We start from the raw sequence: 21,425 nt of genomic DNA, 5'->3' as shown, positions 1-21,425 counted from the left end.
CGCGACGGGCACGGCGCCGCCGGCTTGCGCGGAACGGGGAAAGCGGGTGGGGCGATCGGCTACGAACGGCATCTCCGTGAATGCCATGAAGACGGACCCCTCCGGGCCGTAACCCGAGTATTTGTCGGTGTAGGACTCGAAATTCGCCTTCTGGGCGCCGCCCAGTGACCGGATGAAGGCGAGGTCTTCGCTGCTCCAGTTGTGTCCGGGAGCCAGACTCTGCAGATGCTGCGCGGTGAGACTGACGGCCGGAACGGCAACTCCCGTGTCTGTGGGCTGGGGGTCCTGGAACGTGAAAGCAGTGCCGTTGTGGTGCGCGGCCCAGACGCCTTGGGTGGTGTCGTACGTGTAGTGGAAGACCCGCAATCGGGTCGGAAAGTGCGGGGCGGCCAGCTGCTGGCGCACGGATCCGGTGGGTGCGGTGGCGTATTCCACCTCGACGCCGTAGAACACCTGGTGCGGGGGCTGGCCGGTGATCGCCTGATTGGCGGTGCTCGCCGCGGCGACATGCTGTTTGAGCAGTGCTTCGAATTGTGCGTGGTATTGGGAGTTGTCCCGCTTGGAGGAGGGAACCAGGTTGTCGGCGCTCCCCGGCCCGCCGGCTTCCTCGTTCACGAGGTGGAACCGGATCCACCAGTTCGTCAGGCCGAGAGCACGGATGTAGTCGTATCCGGCCGGATCGGCAAAGGGCTGGGTGCCCGCACCGCCGGCGGTGCGCATCATGGCGGCCACCACCCGATTGCCGTGCGCGGGCTCCGTGACCGCCCTGAAACCGAGCGCCGGCTGACTGTTGGGGTCCAGCGCACGCTGCACCGCCACGCCGTCCTGCGCTGCCGCTGTGGACGGGGTGGCCGCGGCTTCGCTGCGTTGTACCTCTGCCGTCCCGCTCAGGGCCCGGGTCGCGTTGGCCTCCGCCTCGCGCTCGTAACGGTCCGACGGGTCGGAGACCTTGAGACCGGCGCCGTTGTCCGTCCCCGCGACGGGCCCCTGTCGCTGCTGGATCACGTGCGTGAGTTCGTGGGCGAGCGTGTGCCTGTCCCCGCCCCCCTCACCGATCACCACGTGCCGTCCCGAGGTGTAGGCGCGGGCGCCGACCTCGGCCGCGGACGCCTTTGCCGCGGCATCGGTGTGGATTCGTACGTCGGAGAAGTCCGCACCCAGACGCGCCTCCATGTCGCTGCGGGTGGCGTCGTCCATCGGGCGGCCCGGCGTACGCAGCACGTCATGGACCAAGCGCTGGACGTGGGGCTGCTGTTGGGGCTGCTGGTGGCCGCAGTGGGCGGAGTGCTGGTGCTGTTCTTGTCCCTGTTCTTGTACCTGTTCTTGTACCTGTTCTTGCACCTGCTCCTGGGCCCAGAGGTGGTCGGCCTGGCGGAGCATCTGCACGACCGCGGCGTTGCCCGCGACCCTGTGCAGGCCGAGCAGCCCGCTGGGCCGCGCAGGCGCGGTGGACGCGGGCGTGCGGGCCGGTACGCGGTCACGGCCTGCCTTGATGAATCCGGCCTTCTCCTGGTCGTGCACAGAGCCCTCTTCTGATGGGAGATCAACAACCCTCTCTGGATACGCGGCGGGAACACCCGGCACCAGGTCCGCAGGGGCAGAATCGACTGACCAAACGGGCAACAGCCCTCAACCCGGCCCTCATTGGCCGTGCCGGAAGCACCGGGGCGATGCGTATGCGCGCGTCGGCCACACACAGGCTGCGCCGGGGAGGGCTCTCGAACAGGCTTAGACGATGTGTCAGTTGGCAGTGGCTCGTTGTTCAGGGCATGGGAAGAGTCGAGCGGCTGGTGCCGGACGGGCTGTGGAAGCTGTTTCAGGACGTGGTGCCGTCGGTGCCGCAGCGCCCGCAGGGCGGGGGACGGCGGCGGTGCGATGACCGTGCAGTTCTTGCCGCGATCGTCTTCGTGGCGACCACTGGCTGTACCTGGCGGCAGTTGCCTCCGGTCTTCAGTGCCTCCTGGCAGACGGTACACCGCCGGTATGAGCGCAAGGACGAGCACTTCCTGGCATTCGTCGGCCTCGCCAGTGCCCTGATCTGCTATCGGCGCACCGTGCGCCGAGAATCACGTCCAGCGGCGGGTACAGTCCCGGCGAGCCGATCGGAGTCGGGGGGGGCAGCTTGAACAGCTCAATCAGCCAGATTGTGATCGCGGTTTTGGGCATCGGAGGCACACTCGCAGCCGCCGTGATCACGCAGCGCGGTGCCGACCGCGCCAGGACCCGCGAGCTGGAGCACACAAGGCAACTCCAGCAAGAGGAACGCGAGTACGCCACACGCCAGGCTCAGCTTGAGGCGCGGCGTGTCTGCTACGCCACGCTCAGCGCCGGCACTCGCGACTTGGCCAACGTGATGACGAAAGTCCTCCACGCCCTGGAGGAGGGTGAGGTGACGGAGGAGCTGCGGTCCGATCTGGACCGGGCCCGCCGCGAACACCGCTTGCGTCACGCCGAGGCCCAGATGGTGCTGCCCGACACCGTGGCGGAGGCAGCCAGCACGGCGAACCGTCATCTCGGCGATCTTTACGGCCTGCTGATGAGCCTCGACGGAGGCACTGCCCAGCGGGAAGGGAACGTGGAAGCCGCCCGGGACAGCATGGACAAGCTATGGGATCCCTTGTGGAGAATGCGCCACGTCATGCGTGTCGACCTTGGGGTCACGGACCCCGGCCAGGACCCGTAGGGGCCAACACAACCTTCCAGTTCACCAATCAAGACATCGTCTTAACTGTTCGTGCCATTGTGCCGCTTGGTTGTTGTGCCGTTTGGTCGTTTGACTGTGAATGACAGCGAGCTTTCGGTATCCGTATCGCGGAACTTCGCTTTTGAACTGTGGGCTGGATCTTGTCTGTCGACGGCGTGGTGTCCAGCGGTATAACGCCGCAATGACTCTGCAGAATCCCTTGCGCCTCAATCGTCGCAGTCTTCTCGCCGGGGCCGGCGGTCTGTCTCTGGCCGCTGTCTCCCCAGCCGCCGGGCCCGCGGCCGCCGTGACCGAGCGGCCCGGACAGGCCACCCTGCTCCGGGGCGCCGCGCTCGTCCTGACCATGGATCCCCATATCGGCGACGGGGAGTTGGGCCTGCTCGAAGGCGCCGATGTGCTGTTGCGGCACGGCAGGATCGCCGACGTCGGAAAGCGGCTGGAGGCGCCGCGGGGCGCCCGGGTGCGGGACGTGTCGGGGCAGTTCGTACTGCCGGGGTTCGTGGACATCCACAACCACCTGTGGCAGTCCAGCATCCGAGGCGGTTGCTCGGACCAGGACGTGGCCGACTGGCTGAAGGCGTGCAACCGCCCGACGCTGCCGAAGATCGATGCCGCGGACATGTACGCCTTTGTGCACCTGGCCGCGCTCGATGCCCTCCAGGCGGGCGTGACCACCGTGGTCGACTGGGTGCACGCGATCCCGTACGCGACGAGCGAGCGCTATGTGCAGGCCCTGGATGATGCGGGGCTGCGCTTCGTCTACGCCATGGCCTCCTTCGAGGGCGCGGAAGATCAGGTCCGTACGGTCAAGGAGCGGCTCCTGGACCCGCTGCCGCTGGCCTCCGCACAGGTCGCGGTGCACGCGCGCAGGGCAGGCATCGCTTCACTGCGTGCTTCCTGGAAGCAGGCCCAGGACCTGGGGCTGATGCTCAACTCGCATGTGCTGGAGCACCGCACCGACCGCGACGACGAACAGATCCGGGCCCTGCGCGAGATCGGCGCCTTCGGCCCCGGCCTCCTGATGAACCACGCCATCCACCTGAGCCGCGAGGAGATAGCACTCCTCGGTGACCACGACGTACGAGTGGCGCACTGTCCGCTGAGCAACATGCGCCTGGCTTCAGGCGTCATGCCTCTGCCGAAACTGCACAAGGCCGGGGTCAAGGCGGGCCTGGGCCACGACGGCGGGACGAACGACACCTCCGACATGTTCGCCCTCATGAAGGCCGCCGTCGGCCTCCAGCGGGCCGTGCACGAGGACCCGCAGATACACCCCACGCTGCCCGCCGTGCTGCGCATGGGCACGCTGGGCGGCGCCGAGGCCATCGGCATGGCCGACCAGGTGGGCTCGCTGACCCCCGGCAAACGCGCCGACGTCCTCGTTCTCGACCCGGGCACCTTGAACTTCGCCCCCCGCTTCGACTGGACGAGCCAGATCGTCCTCAACGGCCAGCCGCCCAACATCACCGACGTGTACGTGGACGGCCGACTGCGCAAGACCGGCGGCGAACTGGTGGGCGTGGACCCCGAGAAGGTCGTCCACGCGGCCGAGCGGGCGGCGGCCCACCTGACCTCCACTCCCTGACCGACCACGAACGGCTACGACCACGACCGGCACGACCACGGCTCGCGCGTGCGGTGGCCGCGCTGCACGCCCGGGATGGCCACCAGGTCCTCGTTCTGCCGGCACGAGCACCGTGTAGTGGGCGTCGTGGATGGCCGGGACCGTGGGAGTCCACCGCAGGAACGCCACGCTGTCCGGCAGGAGGGCCATCAGCAGGTGGGGGGAGACGCCCGCGATCGTCGTCCCGGACAGTTCGCGCTCTCCGAGGCCGGGGAGCAGGGTGCCCATCGCCCCGGGCTCGCCTTCCGTCGCCGTCGCCCCCTCCCCCGCCCCCTCCTCCGTCCTCGCACCTGTGCCCGTCTGGGGCACGGCGTCCGCGGCGAAAGGGGTGTACATGGTGAACCAGCGTCCCTCGCACGCGTCGACGACCGTGTCCTTGCCCGGCAGTACCGGCTCGCGGGTGCCTGCGTGGCTGCCCCTGTGGTGGTAGTTCTCCGAGCCGTTCTCCAGAGCCACCTTGGGGCCGTCAGTTCCTTTCCTTGAGCTGCGGCCCCAGTTCGGGTGCCTCGGGATCGGCACAGATCATGATCAGCCCGTTCCGCGCCTCCAGGCGGTACCGGGGCAGCCACCGGTTCGCCCGGCACTGCGGTGCGCACGTAGTCGCCGGAGCGGGCGACCTGGTCCACGTGGCGGCACACAGCCAGTCGGCGCGGAAGATGTGCTTCCCCTCCAGGACCGGCTACCGCACCAGAAAGACTGCATGGTTGAGGGGCGGGCACAGGCGTCGGCCCCTCAACCATGCAGTCCGTATTACCGCACGGAGCCGCCGAGTTCACGGTCCGTCAGCGGAGCGTACGGGTCAGTTGGCCCCGCCCTGACCCGCGCTTCCCATCGGGCCGACCTTCACCGCGGAGCCGGAGCCGTCCGTGACGGGGAGCGTGCCGCCCGGCCACTCCAGGGAGAACGACTTCGTCTCGCCGGGCGGGGTCACCACCAGGCTGGTGACGCGGACGCCGGAGCCGCCCGAGTCGTTGACCGGGTAGGTGACGCCGAAGGACACCGACTCGCCGTCCTTGAGCACCATCGGGCTTGACTGACCCGTACGCGTGGCGGACAGATCGCCCTCGCTGGTCTTCAGGTCGACGCCCGCGTATCCGGACAGGGCGCAGTCCTTGCCGCCGCCGTTCTTGAACGTGACCGCGACCGTGCCCTCGGTGTCGCCGTCTATGGTGCTGTCCTGAGCGGTGATGTCCAGGTCGTCGGTGCGGCACTTGTCGGCCTTGGCGTTCGTGCCGGAGCCGGACCCGGCTTCCGCGCCCCCGCCGGAGCTCTTGCCCGCGGAGTCCTTCCCGCTGCCCTGCTCCGAACCGCCCGAGCCCGAACCGCCGCCCGAGGAAGACGCGGAGGACGCGGCCGGGTCGCTCTGTGCCGTGCCGTCATCGCCATTGCAGGCCGTCATCGAGAGACCCGCGGCAACGGCCAGAGCGGCGAAGGTGAGCTTGCGAACGCGCATCGTTTTCTTCCTCAGAATCGGTGGGAGGTGTCGGCCGCTTGCACCGAGCCGGGTTCGGCGTCGGTATGAGCGTCCGTTTCTGACCACCAGGAGGCGTCCGGATCGGCGAACCGTTCCGCCCAACTACCCGCTAAGACACTCCTGTTACACACACCGAGCGCACCACCGCCGGACACGCTCCGCCTGGGGCCGGACCGACTCTCGCCCTCTCGCGCTCCCGCTGCGCCCCTCCAATACCGCGTACGGCGCGGGAAACGGGGCTCGAACGGGTGTGCCGTACCGCTCCAGGGGTGCACCGGCGTCCGGCCGGGACAGTGGTTCCGCTGCCGTTCCCGGACTGATCCGCGCTCGGCAGCCGCTGGGACAGACCCGTAACCCGGCAGACCTTGACCCCAACCGGTGGCATGGCCTCCTCAATCCACACCGACCGCACCACCCGGCGGCAGCCGCCGGGGCGCCGTGTCGTCCGCGGGGCACGGCGCGGCCCCGAAAATCGCGTGCCCGGGGCCGGGGATGCGACTACGGTGGACGTCGTTCAGGTGCGCAGGCTGCGGCTACTTCTTCGAGTGAAACTACGCCGCCGCCACCTACGACCTCTGAACATCCGGTCACGAGCCGTCCGCCACGGGGGAACCACGCGGGCGGCTTCGTCATGCACGGTGAACTTCCCCTTCCGGGCTCCGGTGAGCGGCAGTTGGGGCCTCGGGGCACAGTCGCCGCACGAACGGGGCCGCCACTGCGGTGACGGGCTGACCACGATGACCTACGCGAGCGGTTCGTCGGACGTAACGGGACCGGACGTGCGGTGCCACCGGCGTGGGCAAGTCGGCGGTCGGCTTCCAGGTGCACCAGAAGGTCCTGCGCGCCGGGCACACGCCGCGTACGTCGACCTCGACCAGCTCGGGTTCCACCGCCCCACCCCCTATGACGAACCCAACTCCCGCCAGCTGGCTGGTGGTTGAACCCCCGTAGCCCCGGGGGGGATTGCGGCGTCAGGGCGGGCGGAGCGGCATGGCACACGGAGCACGGAGTGCGGGGCGCGAAGTGTGGGGCATGGAGTGCCGGAAGCGCTCCACGCAGCCCGCTGGCGGGCCACCGCAAACGGCTCCCGGCTGGAGTACTGCGGGGTCCAGGCCCTGGTGGGCGACTCCCTGCGGTGGGACGTGGACGTCACCTGCTCGGGTTGTGGGTTCGCGGTGGTTGTGTGCGACGACGTCCTGCCGGATGACCTTCGCGAAAGGATGCTCTGCGAGCATGGGCCGGCGCGGTTGCACGTGACGTCTCCTCAGGGGCGGAGCATCGCGATCATGCGGGTCTTGCGTGCCGAACTCGGCCTCGACCTGGCGGCGCCAAGGCTGCACTGGGCCGCGTGCCAGCCGGTGAGTTCTCGGGAACCCTCCCTGAGATGGAACTCCTCGCCCGCAAGCTGCGGGCGGCCGGAATCTCTGCCGCATCCGCTCGGCCGTAGCAAGCATTGGCTGTCCCTGCCGTCCCTGCCGTCCCTGCCGTCCCTGCCGTCCCTGCCGTCTCGGCTGATCAGCAGCCCGTGGTCCGTGGTCAAGGACGTGCGGGGCCGGGAGGTGGGTGATTGCGTCCGCTGCGGTTCAGCACAGCAAGAGGGCGGCCTGCCAGGGCAGTTCGCCCAGTGGGGCGTCGGGGGTGGTGGCGAAGTGCAGGGCCAGCGCGGCGCCTGCCGCTCCGTCCAGGAAGCCGGGGCGGTGCACGAGGGCCGGGCTGCCGGGGGCCGCGGCGGGCCACAGATATGGGTGGGCCGGGTCGGTCGCGGCTGCCAGGGACCGGGTCAACTCCGGGACGTAGGGGGCCAGTTCCGCTCCCCCGGGCTCGCGGGCCATCAGGGTCACGATGGTGGTGAGTCCGGCCAGGCCGTGGCAGAGCGTGGGGTCCCCCGTGGCGCGGACCGTGTCCGGGCGCTCGCACACCGCGGCGATCGCGGCCTGCGCCTGGCGGTTCCAATCCGGCTCCTTGATTGCCAGTGCGGCCAGTTGGAGGGCGCGGGCCACGCCGGGCGTGCCGTAGCACCAGCCGGTACGGGCCTCGGCCAGGGCCGGGCGGGCATCGGCATCGGCATCGGCATCGGCATCGGCATCGGCCGCCAACTCCGCCTCCAGCGGGACGATGTTGGGCCAACCGGTGCCGTCCGGGCTGCGGCGGGCCAGCAGCCACTGGGCGATGGTGCGGATGGCCTGCTCCTGACCCGGCACGCGCACGCCTGCACGGTGAGCCAGGGACAGCAGCGCCAGCGGGCCGGGGACGCCGTGCGCCAGGCCTGCGTTGAAGTGCCCGCCGGGGATGCCGTCCGGCTCGCTGAGCAGGATCGGGTCGCTCGTCCACCAGCCGGGCACGCTGCGCCCGCCGGGTTCGGTGACCGGGCGGGTCAGCGCGACGAGGTGGGCCAGGATCCGTTCGGTGGTGGCCCGGTGAGCGGGGCCGGCCGCAAGGAGCAGGCGGCCAAGGCCGGAGAGGCCCGCGATGACGTCGTATCCGGCCATCCTCGCCCCGGCCCTGCCGGCCGTGGTGCGGGAAGTGTCCTCATCGACCAGGCGGTTCGCCAGCGCGGCGACTTGGGCGTCCAGGGTGGTCAGGAGCGCCGCGTAGGCGCCGGGTCGGGTGATGGCGGTGCGGGCGGCGAAGGCGACGGCGGGCAGCCCCGCGTACAAGCCTTCCCGCGCGGGCCGACGCACCTTGGTGACCGCCGCCGACAGGTGAGCGTGCGCGGCTTGGGCGTAGGCGGGTTCGGTGCGAGCGGGGCCGGCGTGGGTGGATTCGGTGTGGGTGGATTCGGTGTGGGCCAGCGCGGCGAACAGGAGGGCCACCCCTGCGTGTCCGTCCGCCAGGGACTGGGGGTGCCACAGGGATCGGGTCTGGGCCGTCTCGGGGGTTTCGGCCGCCTTGACCTGTGCGGCCAGTGCGGCCGGATCGGCCAGGCGTTCGGTGAGCTGCGTGACGAGGTGTCCGGCCACGCCGGTCATGGCGGTCATGCCTTCTGCGCCCTTTCCCGGTCGAGGTGTGCCTGGACGGCGCCCCGGGCCACCGCCACGGTCTGCGCCTCGGCCCTGCGGTCGGTGCCGAGGCGGCGGTTGCAGTGCATGTGGACCAGGGAGGCCAGCACCGCGTCCGGGGAGACGCCGAGTGCGCCGCGCTCCTGCTGGGCGCGCACCAGGCGTCCGAAGCGCTTGAGTGCTGTGTGCCGCTGAGGATCAGCGTGCGGGGCCGCCGGGCCGCCCACGGGACGCCCGCGGGACCAGCTGCGGGACTGGCTGCAGCAATCTGGGCCAGGGCAGTGCGTCTGCGGGCCGCGAATGCCTTGTGGTGCTGCTCCCGCTTGGGGTAAGTGGTCGTGAGCCAGCGCCGCCAGTCGCCGCCGTACCCCTGATGGAAGGCGCGTACCAGTTCGGCCACGTCGCAGGCGGTGGACATGATCCGGTCACCGGCCGGGGCCGCGAGCCGTTCCAGCACCAGGCGGCTGTCGGCGTGGAAGACCTCCTCGGCCGCGCCGAGCAGTGCCGGGCCGCCGTAGCGCTCGGTTTCCGGGGCGTAGCTGTCCAGGCGCAGCCCCCGGGCCAGCCCGTCGGCGGTCAACTGCCCTGCCAGCTCGTGAAGTTGGGGCAGTACGACACCGTTGAGCAGCGCCGGATCACCGTGCAGCCGCAGCCGCAGGTGCGGGTCGGGGTCCGCGTACCGGATGAAGAACCAGCGCGTGACGCCGACCGGTCCGGCGGGCGGGGCGGCGCCCGGTGCGGACAGGAAGCGGCGCAACGGGCCGGTCAGGAGTTCGTCCTGGCGCTCGGCGGAGGTGTACAGCGTCGCGTACAGCCAGGGGCCGCCGGGCGGGATCTCGCCTGGGCCGCGCCGCACCACCGGGCGCGGAGTGAGTGCGCCGCGGGAGGCTCGGGCCGGCGGCTCCAGTGTCTTGAGGATCTTGCGGGTCTTGGGGCCTTGGAAATCTTGGGAGTCTGTTGTGGCCGGCGGGGTGTCAAGGTGACGACGGCTTCCGCCTCGTGGGGGCCGCCGGGGCCGTGCAGCCAGCCGCCGTCACTGTCCTGACCCAGGGGCAGGTCGTGGACCTCGACCGCGCCGGTGCGCTCGCACTCGCGGCGCAGGATCTCCCGGTGCGCCGGGATGGTGAGGTTGAGGGGTATGCGATGGTCGCCGATCGTGAGCTGAACGTGGTCGGGCACCCGCCACAGGGCGCGCCACTCCTCCACGGGCAGACCGGTCGCCTCCAGCCGCCAGCGGGCCGGACTCAGCACGGTGCGGCCGGTGCGCACGGCGGGCAGGAACGGCAGGTCAGCCGCCGCGCCCCACTCCCACAGCCGCCACGGCCGGCGGCCGAACGCCGCGGCCTCGATGAGGAAACGCACCGCGTTGGGCGCGGTCCGTTCACGGTTGAGTACGTGCAGCGCGGCGGGGGTCAGCTCACGGCCGAGCGTCTCGGAGACGATCCGGAAGCCCTCGGAGTCGGCGCAGACGGCGATGTCGTCGAGCGTGAGGTCGGTGACGTTCGGGAGGGCGGGGCCGGGGTGGACGCCGACGGTCAGGCGGCCCTCCAGCCAGGTCGGCACCTGGGCGACGTTGGCGTGCCGGTGGTGCGAGGCCTGGTGGTGGACCTGGACCGGTAGCCGTCCGGCGACCGTCTGGCGCGCGGCGGACACCGTGTGCCTCATCTCCTCGGCCTGCGCGGGCGGCAAGAGATGGGCGAAGCGACCCATCAGGCCGCCGGAGGCGCTGGCCGCGCCGCCCAGCACCAGGGTGAAGTCGCCCCGGTCCACCGCCGCCGCCGACTCGGCCGCGATCTGCACGACCAGTTCGAGGGCGGGCGGGAGTACGGCATCGGCGTCGGTTCCGACGGCGGTGCCGGTGGCGGTGGTGGGTTCGTCCTGGTCGGCCGTTGCCAGTCGGTGCAGCCAGTCGTCGTCCAGGACCACCTCGCGCACCCCGCGGGCCTGCGCCTCGGCCGCCAGCTGCAGCAGCAGCCGCTGGCGCACAGGTGTGAGCGGCGCAGGGCCGGGATCGGGGCGGTGGCTGGGCGGCAGCCGGTATCCGGCCGGGGCGCCGAGGCCGATGTCGGGATCGAGGATCTCCTTGAGGGGCACATGGCGCCCCAGGCCGTAACGCTCCACGAAGTCCTGGTGATAGGCCGTCAGCCGACCCGGCCCCGGGGGCGACAGGCGCCACAGGACACCGGCGGCGTGCTCCAGTTCGTCGGCCACCGAACGTGAGAGCACGACCGTGCCCTCCAGGCGCAGGTCCACCTGGACAGTGTGCGCCGGGGCCTCCGGGCGTCCTGTGGTGGAGGGGCCCGTGGTCGAGACGGGGCCTGCCGCTGTGGCGGGGGCCGCGGCTGCCTCGCTGCCCGTGGCCGGGCCGGGGCCTGCGGCCGCGTACTCAAGTGCGGTGCGCCAGGCCTCTGTTCCCTCCCCCAGCGGGGTGCGGCGGTAGCCGTCAAGCGCCTGGCGCAGTCCGGTGATCCACCGGGCGGCGGGCGTGGCGGCCGGGAGCAGCGCCTGGAGGTGGGCCAGCGGATCGGGAGCGTCCAGCGGCGGGCGCAGCTCCGTCAGCAGCACCTCCGCGCCGATCAGCTGAGCTACGAGAGCGGCCACGGCACCCTCGGGTGCCGTGGGGAACCGCGCTTCGACCTCCCGCACCAGATCACCGCAGCGGACGGGGCTGGCGGCGGCCTCGACCACGGCACGCACCACCGGGGTGTAGCGCAGGCTGCGGGACCGGGGACGGCTGCCTGCTTCAGCGGTCGGCGGAGCACCCGGGGCACCCGGGGCAGGATTCGCGAGGGTGGCGGGGGTGTCGGGGCCGAGGTCCGGGCCGGCCGGGGCGAACGGCAGGACCAGGCGGCCGCCGCGCACGAAACACAGTCCGTTCACCAGGACACTCAGCTCTCGGTGCACGGCCGGGTCGCGCTCCCACTGGGCGATCCGCTCGGCCAGCCAGCCGGCGTCGGGCCGGGCCGCCCGGTGCCCCGCGCCGGTCAGCTCCCCCTTGGTGGCCTCGCCGAACGAGCCCCACACCACGCCCGCCAGCAGCCCGAAGGGAGTGGGCCGCGACGCGGCCCTGAGCAGATAACGGGTCACCGCCCGGTGCGCCTTGCGCAGATCGGAGGCCGCCACCGGCTCGTCCGCCAGGACGGCGCCCAGGGTGCGGGCCAGGGACGGGCTGGAGACCTCCAGCGCCTCCCGGAACCGTGCGTCGGCGAGCAGCTCCAGCAGGTGGGCCCGCAGGTCACCCGGCTCCGCGTCGGCCGTGTCCCGCCAGGTCGCACGGACCTGTGGCCGGGCCAGCAGCGGCGTCCTCAGCAGCACTCCGTCCGCGCAGCGAAACACCGTCTCCGTGCTCTGGCCACGCCCCATCTCCGCCACACCCCCTCACTCGATGCACCATGAAACGGATCAGGAAATTCCCGATTCCCCCCCCATGGAGAATGCCGCCACACTAACCCCGACAAACCCTTCCCGTAACCCCTTGACTCTGTCCGCTATCCGTACCTAGATTCCGCTCCTGTCGCCACCGGGCGAAGATTCGACAGGTTCCACAGGAAGGAATTCCCATGCCTGAGAACATGACACAGGACCTCTTCGACATCGACCTCACCGAGACCGCCATCCAGGACATCGCCCCCGAAGGCGCCGCGGGCGCCATCTCCGGCGAGGAGTCCTGCTTCCGCACCTGCACGACCTGCGCGCTCTGCTGACGCAGGCCAGGTGAAGCGGCGGGTTCCGGCGGCCTCCCATGCCGCCGGGACCCGCCTGCGCCCGGATTCCAGGGGCCCGGCGGCGCCGGGGGCAGCAGGAATTGCCCTTTCGGACACGGGGCCGGGTGCGGCCGGGTAAGATTTCCCCTCCTCGGGCATCACGGTTGACGCGGCGGGAGTTTATCGGCGACGCTTTTCAGTGCTCCGGCGGCAACGAGAACGCCGCTTCCACGGGCGCGGCACCGCTGATTTACCTGTCGGAAATTCGTGTGCACGCGTATGCCATGAATATCCCGTGACCCGAGTTCATTTCAGGGTTTTTTCTGCCGACCTTCGATTACGGCTCTTCCCTGTGCCGCGGATTCCGCGGTTCTCCCCGGCGCCTGTGGCCTTCCGCCGGGCAAGCGCGCGATGCGTCGCTGGGGCCTCCACCAGAACTCCTGGAGGCACCTCCTGGAGGCACCTCCTGGCAGACGCTCCCCCCTACGTGAGCGGCCACTGCTGCATGCGGCGACGGGGCGTGGGCTCTGCGGCCTCACGCCACGCGACCATGAAGGAGAACGGTTCCGTTGGCGCGCCCGACGCTCGCGGGCACGCCGAACTGCAGCTCGGCGCCCGCGGGAACTTCTCTCCAGTCCTTGAAACGCCACGCAGCATCGAGGTTCCTGCACAGCTCCCCGGATGCGCCGCCCCACCGCCCCCCCTTCCGGCCCGGCGAGTGCCCCGCCGCCAGAAGGGCTCTGCTGCTGCCTTCCGGGGCGGGAGCGTGCGATGAGGGCGGCGGGGTGAGGACGACGGTAGAGGGGAGGAGGGGAGGGAGTGGAGGGGAGGGGGTGGACCGATCAGGGGTCGCTGGGGCAGGTCAGGCGGTGGGCCGTAGGCGGACCGGCAGGGTCTGGTGGCCGTTGCTGATCAGGGAGCCCAATGGCTGCAACTCGGCGGGCTCGACGGCCAGTTCCAGGTCGGGGAAGCGGGTGAAGAGCAGGCGCAGGGCGGTGATGACTTCCATGCGGGCCAGCGGGGCGCCCAGGCAGAAGTGCACGCCGTGGCCGAAAGCCAGGTGTTCCTTGAGCGGGCGGGTCAGGTCGAAGGTGTCCGCGCTGTCCCCGTGCCAGTCCGGGTGGCGGTTGGCGGCCGCGTAGGAGGCCAGGATCGCCTCGCCCTGGGCGATCTTCTGCCCGTCGGGCAGGGTGAGATCGGTGACCGCGTAGCGCAGCGGCAGGTGGCGCACGGCCGGCTCCAGGCGCAGGGTCTCCTCGACCGCGTCGCCCCAGTCGGCCTTGCCGGAGCGGAGCAGCGCGAGCTGGTCGGGGTGGGTGAGCAGCTGGGTGACGGCCTGGTCGATGACGTTGACGGTGGTCTCGTAGCCTGCGCTGATCATCAGCAGCAGGGTGTCGCGCAGTTCGTCCTCCGACATGCCGGAGCCGCTGTCCTGGTCCTCGTCGCGCGAGGTGATCAGCAGGGAGGTCATGTCGTCGCCCGGCGCGGCGCGTTTGGCCGCGATCAGGGTGTGCAGCGCCTCGTACAGAGCCGCGGTGTTGGCCTCGGACTGGGCGGCGGTCAAGGTGGTGTCGAACACGCCGTCCACCACGTGCCGGAAGGCCTCCCGCTGGTCGGCGGGCACCCCCATCAGGTCGCCGATGACCGCGATCGGCAGCGGGTAGGCCAGGCGGTCACGCAGGTCCACCACCTCCCCCGGAGCCAGGGCGTCCAGGTCGTCGAGGAGACCGGTGACCAGGGCATCGATGTTCTTCTGCAGGGCGGTGATGCGGCGGTGGCTGAAGGCAGGGGCCACCATGCGGCGCAGCCGCCGGTGATCGGCCCCGTAGGCGGTGAACATGTTCTCCACCGCCACCCACAGTGCCAGCGGCCAGCGCTGGATCGTCTCCTGGAAGGCCGGCCAGTGGGCGCGTGCGTCCTTGGAGACCTGCGCGCTGGTCAGCAGTTCCTTGAGCAGCACCGGGTCGGAGATCGACCAGGCGGGCACGCCCAGGACGTCGACCTGGACCGCGCTGCCGTGCGCGCGCAGTCGGCGGTGCTCGTCATGGGCCAGCGCCCCGGTCGGATCCAGCACGATCGGTCCCGCAGACGCAGACGCGGGCGTGGGCGCAGACACGGGCGCAGACGCGGGCTCAGGCTCAGGCGCGGATGCGGAGGTGGTCGGGGATGTGGGCGGGGTCATGGCGCAGGTCCCTTCAGACAGAGGAAACGGCGGGGAAGCGGACGGGCAGGGCGGCCAGCGCCCGGTGGAAGGGCCCCGGCCGCCAGACCAGTTCGCCGGGGGCGGCGGCCAGGTCCATCTCGGGCAGCGCGTCCAGCAGATGGGCGATGGCCGTCTCGGCGATCAGATAGGCGTGCGGGCGGGCCGGGCAGGCGTGCGGGCCGGTGCTCCAGGACAGATGCGCCCGGTTGCTGGCGATGCGCTGCTCCCCCAGGGCCGGATCGTTGTTGCAGGCCGTCATCGAGATCAGCACCGGCTGATGGGCCGGCAGCAGATAGCCGTCCACGTCCACCGGGTGCGGCGGGTAGCTGATGCAGTAGTTCGCCAGCGGCGGGTCGGTGTACAGCACGGTGTCCAGGGCCTCACGGACCGAGGAGCCGCCCGCGTGCAGATCCCCGGAGAACTGGTCGTCGGTGAGGATCTTCAGGACGGTGTTGGCGATGAGGTTGGTCAACGGCTCGATGCCGGCGCCGTAGAGAGTGACCAGCTGATGGGCCATCTCCACGTCGTCCAGGCCCGCGGCGTGGGCAAGGAGACGGGAGGTGATGTCGTCGCCGGGCTGCTCACGGCGCAACGCCACCAGATCGGCCACCGCCTGGGTCAGGATCTGGTTGCCGCTGGCCGCGTCCACCCCCTCGAAGATCTTGGCCATGCCCTCGGCGATCCGCCGGCCCGTCTCCTCCGGGCAGCCCAGCAGCGCACTGAGCACCTGGAAGGCGATCGGCCAGGCGTACTGGGTCAACAGGTCCGCGCCTTGGGCCTCCTGGAAGCCGGCCAGGGTCTCATCGGCGATGCGCTCAACCAGCGCTCGCAGCACATGCTGGTCCACCCCCTCGATCGCCGCGGTGTTCGCCGACCGGTAGCGGGTGTGCGCCACCCCGGTCGAACGCAGCGCGTTGGGGCGGCTCTCCATCATCGGCCGCACCGGGCAGGAAGCGGGCACCGACTGCTCCCACACCTGCGGATCGGCCGGGAACCGCAGCGGGTCGTTGAGGATGCGGCGGGCCTGTGCGTAGCCGATCACGAGAGTCGCCGGGATCCCCGGAGACAGCTCCACCGGCACGAACGGCCCGAACCGGGCCCGCATCCGCGCATACGCGCTATGTGGATCGGCCGCGAACTCCGCCTCGTGCAGGGCGATGCGGGGACCGGGGCCGGGCTCCGCGCCCGGGTCCATATCCATATCCGTATGTGTGTCCGTGCCCACGCCTGCGTCCGTGCCCACGCCTGCATCCGTGTCCGTGTCCGGGGCCGGGACCGTGTCCGGGGTGGTCGGCTGGCCCAACGCGTCGGCCAGGCCCGGCGGGACCGTCGGATCGGCCGAGGTTGTCGGGTCGGCCCACGTGGTGGTCTGGTCGACCGGACCCGCCGGGGTGACCGGTGTGCTAGATCCAGTCGGACTCGCCAGACCGGTCGATACGTCCGGCGTGGCCGAGCCGATGGACCGGGACGGGACGGCCGGCGCAGCGGGCGTGCCAGGCGAAGTGGTCGGGCCGGGCGGAGTGGTCGAGCCAGGCGGAGTGGTCGAGCCGGGCGAAGTGGTCGGTGGGGTCGGGCTGGTCACGGGCGCGGCTCCCAGGCAGGTACGGGCGGGGCTGGCGGGACGGGCGGGACTGGCAGGGCAGACAGGTACTCGCACAGGGTGATCAGGGCCAGGACCGAGGAACTGCCTTCGCGTGCGTCGCACGTCGTCAGTGGCGTGTGCGCGTCCAGGTCCAGGGCCTGGCGGATCTCGTCCAGGGGATAGAGGGGAGCGCCGTCGAACAGATTGACCGCCACGGCGTAGGGCGTGCCCTGCTCCTCGTGCAGGGCCAGGATGTCGAAACAGGCCTCCAGATTGCGGGTGTCGACCAGCACCAGCGCCCCCAACGCGCCCTCGGTAAGCCCCGCCCACAGCGGACGGAACCGGTCCTGGCCGGGCGTGCCGAACAGATAGAGCACCAGCGCCTCGCTCAGGTGCAGGCGGCCGAAGTCCAGCCCGACGGTCGTGGTCGTCTTGCGCGGCGTGCGCGCCAGGTCGTCGACCCCGGCACTGGCCTGGGTGATCCGCTCCTCCATCCGCAGCGGCGGGACCTGGGAGACGCTGGCCACGAACGTCGTCTTGCCGACCCCGAAACTTCCCGACACCACGATCTTCGCGGAACGGGTCACACCGGCCGGCACATAGACCAGGCCGTCAGACGAGGGCGCGCAGACCACGCAGTACCTCCTGGAGCAGATCGGTGTGGGGCTGGTCCTGCCCGGCGGCGACCGGGCGGGCCAGCAGGCCCTCCTCGATGAGGGCGGAGACCAGGATGCGGACGGTGGAGGGCGGGAACTCCAGGGCGGCCGCGATGTCCGCGACCGCCAGACCACCGCCCTGGGCTCGGGAGAACAGGGCCATCACCCGCCGCGCATCCGCTCCCAGACCGTGGTGTTCGCCGCTCGCGGCGAGCACCACGGTCTCCAGGCGCACCGTCGGATCGGCCCTCACCCGCCCCTCGGTACGGACATAGGGCCGCACCAGGTCCGGGTCCCGCCGAGGCCCGCTCACCTCGTCGGCAAGCCATCGCCGGCTGCCGGCACACCCTCGCCGCCCGGCTGCCGGGAGGCGACCTTCATCTCGTGCCCCACCCGCTGGGCCAGCTCCAGCATGTGATGGGTGATCAGGCCGATGTCCGCGTCCGGGCCGCTGGTCTGCACCGACAGCATCGTGTTCCCGCCGGCCTGCGTGATGAGCCCCACGTGGTTGGTCAGCTCGATCAACGCCTGCCGCGTGCCGCCCCCGCCGGTCTCCGCGTCGTAGGCCAGCGCCGCCGCCCGTACCGCCGCGGTGATCGCGGCGAACTTCTCCGCGTCGTCCTGCCCGATCCCCGAGGTACGCGAATGCAGCAGCCCGTCGGAACTCATCAGCACCGCATGCCGCACACCCTCCAGAGAACCCAGCGATCGGTCCAGCAGCCAGCCGAGTTCATTGCCGGTGGTCACTGTGGTGCTCCTTCATGCGAAGTAGTGGTGGTGGTCGGATCCTGCGTACGCGCACGCCGCGTACCGGTGGCCCAGGCGGCGGCCACAGCCGGACGGCCCGGCGCCGCCTGACCGCCCCCAGCCCCAGCAGAATCAGAGGGCTCAAAGGGCTGAGAGGACGTGGGAGACGCGGAGGAGTCCGCCGACCCGGCGGCGGGAGACCCGGTGGGCTCCACGGACTCCGCGGGTGCGGCGGGCTCCAAGGGCCCGGACGGTGCGGAAGCCGCGGACGGTGCGGCCGGTGTCGGCCGACCGGTGCGAGGGGTCTTGCGGGAGCGGACGGTCAGTCCGCTGGCAGTGGTACGCCGCTCGGGCACCGGCCCCTCCCCCGCACCTGAAGCCGCTGCCGCCCCGGAGTCGGACTGAGGCGCGGGCACGGACCGGGTCCCGGAAGCAGGGACAGGAGCAGGGACAGGGGACGGGGCCGGGGGTGCGGTCAGCAGGCTCTTGGGCAGGAACAGATAGACCCGCGTCCCCCCGAACGGATTCGGCGCCTCCACATCGATCCGGAACCCGTAGTCCGCGGCCAGCGCCGCCGCTGCCCGCAGTCCGGTCTGCGGATGCGCGCCGAGCTCATTGACGCCCTCGCGTCGCGCCCCCGTCAAAATCGCCCGCGCCCAGGTCAGCTGCTCATCGTTCATCCGCAGGCCGGCGTCGTCCACGATGACCGAGACCCCGTGATGGCCCTCCTGGAAGGCCACATACACCCGGGCCGAGGACGGCGAGTAACGCACCGCGTTGTCCAGCAGCGCCGCCAGCGCATGCACCACCGGCCCCACCGCCCGGCTGGTCACCCACACCTGAAGCTCCTGGTGCTCGACCCGCTCGTACTCCTCGATGCTGCCCATCGCGGCCCGCACCACATCGGTCAGCGGCGTGGCCGGCCAGCGGCGCGAGAGCTTGCCGCCGGACAGCACCACATAGTTCTGCGCGACCAGCAGCATCTGCTGGGTCGGATGATCGATGCCCACCAGCGTCGCGTAGGCCTCATCGCCCTCGTGCCGACGCACCCCCTGGCTGACCCGACCGCTCAGCTTCGAGGCCATCCCCACCATCGCCGAGGACACCGCCCGCACCGCCGCCCGGCTCGCCTCCTGCGCACTCTCCCGCGCCCGCTCCGCCTCTCCCTGCGCACTCTGGTGCGCTTCGGCGATCTGGGCACGCGTACTGCTCTGCGCGTCGTACTGGACCGTCCGCACCGTCTGCGCCGCGGAGTTGGCAACCTCCGCCAGCCGCTGCGCCAGCACCGTGTCCACCAGCACCTGCGGCAGCGCAATGTCCACGCCCCGGCCCGTGCCCGGCTGCCCTGCCTCGGCTCCCAGCCCCGGAATCACCCCCCGGGCCAGCTGCCCCAGCACCTCCTCGGTTGCCCGCCCGTACCGGGTGAGCTCCTCGACCTGCCCGCGCAGCCGCTCCCCCTCCCGGCGCTCGCCCCGGTACAGATCCCACCACCGCCAGGCCGCACCACCGGCGGCCAACGCCACAACCGAAGGCACCACCGAAGCAGCCTGTATCAGGTCTGTCATACGTCCTCTACAGATCTCAGAAGGGGAAAGAAGGGCAAGGGAGCAAGAGGGCAAGGAGAGTTGGGCCGGTCAGGGTGTCAGGCCGGGCAAGGACGGTCAGGTGACACAGCTGAGCAGGTACGGAAAGCCCCCGGAGCCAAAGGGTGAAGGCACCCGGAGCAAGAAGACCCGACGGTTGCCGACCCTCCTCGCGCCCGTCCGCGCGTGTACGCAGCGGCAGACGGAACCCGCCCTCCCGCATGGCCGGTTGGGCGCACTGCGGCCCGCACGGACACACCAGCAGTCCTCCAGCCCACGCACGGCCGCAGCTGACCCGCCCGCCGCCCGCAGGCCCGGCCACCAGACGGGCCAGTCACGATCACAGTCACACACGTCCTCGAGCAATCGGCGCCCGCAGCGACACGACGGCCGAAACGGTCCCGCACCCCCGCCAACACCGAGCAGGGACGGGCGCCAACTACCCAGGCAGTCCCGCGGGTTGGCGCAAGCCTGCCGGGGCCGACCGGGGACGCGAGGCCAGGGACGAGGTGAACCGACGGGCCCATCGTGACCGCTCGGGCGCCCCGACCTGTCTCACCGAACCCACCAGCACGTCCCTGAGCACTTCCCGACTTCCCCTCACTAGCACCAAATCCCCAACGGCACACAATTGAGCCAACAGGCCGAAAACCAAAGACAGTTGACCACCGCCGCAAACGATATCCTGTCTCATCCCTCAGCCTTTGGCCAGGCCACCCGGCAAACCCGGCAAACAGCCACCCCACACCACACCGACACGCCGTCAACACATCCACACACCACGGCACTTGAAACCACATGCGCGGGCAGGACCGAGGTCCGGGACAGCACACCGGCAGCAGACCGACAGCACACCGGCACACCGATGGCCTGCGAAAACACCACCCCGAACGGCCGCCACGCCCCGCGCCCGACCACCACCGCACCCGCTCGCGACCACAACTGCCGCATCCCGCCCCGGGGGCCCGCCCCCAATTCCCCCTTCATTTCGCCTCTTTGCGGCCCATTCCCTCACCGGACACAAATTTCACGCACCATGCGGGCAATTCACAGGCTTCGGCATTACGGGGCCCGACGGACGCAACGGCAAGCAGCAGGAAGGGGCCTGCAAGCCCCGGAGGCCGACGCGGAACCACCCCCGAGTCAGGCGAACCCGGGGTGCGGGGTGCGGAGGGGGCGGGGGCTCGGGTCAGCGGGCGGAGCCGATGCCCCAGGACACCGCCCGGGCCGCGGCCGCCGCCCGGTTGGGCAGATCCAGCTTGGCCAGGATGTGTTCGATGTGCGTGGCCACCGTGCGTGGCGTGATGTACAGCCGCTGAGCGATCTCCCGATTGGTACGCCCCTCGGTCAGCTCCGCCAACACCTCCAACTCCCGAGGCGACAAACCTCCCGGCCCGCCGTCCGGGCGCCGCCCCTGCGAAGACCGCGCGGGCCCGCCGGCAGCGGCCGCAGGCAGACCCGAAACGACCGGTAGTGCCTCGGGCCCGGCAGCGGCCGCAGCCAGGCCGGAAACAGCCGACGGCGCGCCGGGACCGGGAGGGGTCGGCGGCGCACCGGGACCGGGAGGGGTGTGCGGTCGTGCCGGCACGGCGGCGCCGGGATCGATGGCCGCGGCCAGGGCTTCGGTCAGGAGCGTGACCGCGGCCCGCACCGGCTCCGGCACACGCCGCGACCTGCACGTACTCACGTTCAGCATCCCCACATACCGCCCGTCCGCGGCGAACAGACACTGCGCCACCCCGCCCTCGATGCCCAGCGGCGCCAGCACGTCCCGGAATCCCGGCGAAGCGGACAGCAGTTCCTCGGGGACATCGGTCAGCCACAGGCCGCCCCGGGACGGCCCGTGCAGCACCGCAAAGACCGGATCACGGTGCAGCGAGGCCTCGATATACGCCGTCGCCGCGTCCGGATAGCTGCCCGCCAGCGTGGTGTGCCGCTGCGACTGCGGATCCCAGCGGGCCAGCGAGGCATGGTCGAACTCGACCACCCGCCCCAGCGCCGCCAGCACCCGCTGGGCACCGCCCGTACCGCCCGCCGCGTCCCGGGCGGCCGCCCGCACTCCGACGGCCGCCTCCCACAAATCCCCACTGCCCTGCTGCGCTGTCACTCCCCAAGGATCATCATCCGGCCCGGGGCGGGTCAATCTCGC

The 21,425-nt window shown here is 71.2% G+C and carries 15 protein-coding genes and 3 pseudogenes; 4 read left to right on the top strand and 14 right to left on the bottom strand.

Features of this window, described 5'->3' with window-relative positions; translation table 11 throughout:
* Positions 1 to 885: 885 nt before the first annotated feature.
* Positions 886 to 1,425: pseudogene (locus AB0B50_RS38820) on the bottom strand (DUF4157 domain-containing protein); the annotation flags it as partial.
* 344 nt (positions 1,426 to 1,769) lie between these two features.
* Here AB0B50_RS38820 and AB0B50_RS38815 point away from each other — a divergent pair.
* From AB0B50_RS38815 to AB0B50_RS38805, 3 genes are all read left to right on the top strand, one after another.
* Positions 1,770 to 2,126, top strand: coding sequence for a transposase (locus AB0B50_RS38815; RefSeq protein ID WP_362340834.1), 357 nt, complete (start codon positions 1,770 to 1,772; stop codon positions 2,124 to 2,126).
* Complete coding sequence (locus AB0B50_RS38810; RefSeq protein WP_362340832.1) at positions 2,123 to 2,683, top strand: hypothetical protein; 561 nt, start codon at positions 2,123 to 2,125, stop codon at positions 2,681 to 2,683. Before AB0B50_RS38815 ends, AB0B50_RS38810 begins: the two co-directional genes overlap by 4 nt.
* Before the next feature lie 202 nt (positions 2,684 to 2,885).
* Complete coding sequence (locus AB0B50_RS38805; protein ID WP_362340830.1) at positions 2,886 to 4,289, top strand: amidohydrolase family protein; 1,404 nt, start codon at positions 2,886 to 2,888, stop codon at positions 4,287 to 4,289.
* 147 nt (positions 4,290 to 4,436) lie between these two features.
* Here AB0B50_RS38805 and AB0B50_RS38800 read toward each other — a convergent pair.
* The 6 genes and pseudogenes from AB0B50_RS38800 to AB0B50_RS38775 all read right to left on the bottom strand — a co-directional run.
* Positions 4,437 to 4,784 (bottom strand): annotated as a pseudogene (locus tag AB0B50_RS38800) (hypothetical protein); the annotation flags it as partial.
* A 343-nt stretch (positions 4,785 to 5,127) separates the two neighbouring features.
* The gene (locus AB0B50_RS38795) at positions 5,128 to 5,781 is read right to left on the bottom strand and encodes a DUF4232 domain-containing protein (RefSeq protein WP_362340828.1); all 654 of its coding nucleotides are present in this window, start codon (positions 5,779 to 5,781) and stop codon (positions 5,128 to 5,130) included.
* A 1,604-nt stretch (positions 5,782 to 7,385) separates the two neighbouring features.
* Positions 7,386 to 8,780 (bottom strand): lanthionine synthetase C family protein, encoded by a 1,395-nt coding sequence (locus tag AB0B50_RS38790; RefSeq protein WP_362340826.1) that lies wholly within the window; start codon positions 8,778 to 8,780, stop codon positions 7,386 to 7,388.
* Positions 8,777 to 9,028, bottom strand: coding sequence for a lantibiotic dehydratase C-terminal domain-containing protein (locus AB0B50_RS38785; RefSeq protein WP_362340824.1), 252 nt, complete (start codon positions 9,026 to 9,028; stop codon positions 8,777 to 8,779). The genes AB0B50_RS38790 and AB0B50_RS38785 overlap by 4 nt, the downstream gene beginning before the upstream one ends.
* Before the next feature lie 95 nt (positions 9,029 to 9,123).
* A pseudogene (locus AB0B50_RS38780) lies at positions 9,124 to 9,657 on the bottom strand (thiopeptide-type bacteriocin biosynthesis protein); the annotation flags it as partial.
* Complete coding sequence (locus AB0B50_RS38775) at positions 9,567 to 12,164, bottom strand: lantibiotic dehydratase family protein (protein ID WP_362340822.1); 2,598 nt, start codon at positions 12,162 to 12,164, stop codon at positions 9,567 to 9,569. The pseudogene AB0B50_RS38780 and the gene AB0B50_RS38775, both read right to left, overlap by 91 nt.
* A 197-nt stretch (positions 12,165 to 12,361) precedes the next feature.
* Here AB0B50_RS38775 and AB0B50_RS38770 point away from each other — a divergent pair, with 197 nt between their 5' ends.
* A complete protein-coding gene (locus AB0B50_RS38770) occupies positions 12,362 to 12,505 on the top strand; it encodes a hypothetical protein (protein WP_362340820.1) in 144 nt (47 codons plus the stop codon).
* An 862-nt stretch (positions 12,506 to 13,367) separates the two neighbouring features.
* On the opposite strand, the gene AB0B50_RS38765 is transcribed toward AB0B50_RS38770, so the two are convergent.
* From AB0B50_RS38765 to AB0B50_RS38735, 7 genes are all read right to left on the bottom strand, one after another.
* Positions 13,368 to 14,579, bottom strand: coding sequence for a cytochrome P450 (locus AB0B50_RS38765; RefSeq protein ID WP_362340819.1), 1,212 nt, complete (start codon positions 14,577 to 14,579; stop codon positions 13,368 to 13,370).
* A gap of 121 nt (positions 14,580 to 14,700) precedes the next feature.
* The gene (locus AB0B50_RS38760) at positions 14,701 to 15,909 is read right to left on the bottom strand and encodes a cytochrome P450 (protein WP_362340817.1); all 1,209 of its coding nucleotides are present in this window, start codon (positions 15,907 to 15,909) and stop codon (positions 14,701 to 14,703) included.
* Between the two features lie 377 nt (positions 15,910 to 16,286).
* A complete protein-coding gene (locus AB0B50_RS38755) occupies positions 16,287 to 16,925 on the bottom strand; it encodes an ATP/GTP-binding protein (protein ID WP_362340815.1) in 639 nt (212 codons plus the stop codon).
* On the bottom strand, positions 16,903 to 17,259 hold the full coding sequence (locus tag AB0B50_RS38750) for a DUF742 domain-containing protein (RefSeq protein ID WP_362340813.1): 357 nt from the start codon (positions 17,257 to 17,259) through the stop codon (positions 16,903 to 16,905). Before AB0B50_RS38750 ends, AB0B50_RS38755 begins: the two co-directional genes overlap by 23 nt.
* The gene (locus tag AB0B50_RS38745; protein WP_362340811.1) at positions 17,256 to 17,693 is read right to left on the bottom strand and encodes a roadblock/LC7 domain-containing protein; all 438 of its coding nucleotides are present in this window, start codon (positions 17,691 to 17,693) and stop codon (positions 17,256 to 17,258) included. The genes AB0B50_RS38750 and AB0B50_RS38745 overlap by 4 nt, the downstream gene beginning before the upstream one ends.
* Positions 17,690 to 19,258 carry an ATP-binding protein gene (locus tag AB0B50_RS38740; RefSeq protein ID WP_362340809.1) on the bottom strand — a complete coding sequence of 523 codons (1,569 nt, stop codon included), beginning with the start codon at positions 19,256 to 19,258 and terminating at the stop codon, positions 17,690 to 17,692. Before AB0B50_RS38740 ends, AB0B50_RS38745 begins: the two co-directional genes overlap by 4 nt.
* A gap of 1,207 nt (positions 19,259 to 20,465) precedes the next feature.
* Positions 20,466 to 21,383, bottom strand: a complete 918-nt coding sequence (locus AB0B50_RS38735) for a LuxR C-terminal-related transcriptional regulator (RefSeq protein ID WP_362340808.1) — start codon at positions 21,381 to 21,383, stop codon at positions 20,466 to 20,468.
* Positions 21,384 to 21,425 lie beyond the last annotated feature (42 nt).

This window comes from Streptomyces sp. NPDC041068 (assembly GCF_040647455.1).
Lineage (GTDB): Bacteria > Actinomycetota > Actinomycetes > Streptomycetales > Streptomycetaceae > Streptomyces.
This window is presented reverse-complemented; position numbering and strand designations above follow the sequence as displayed.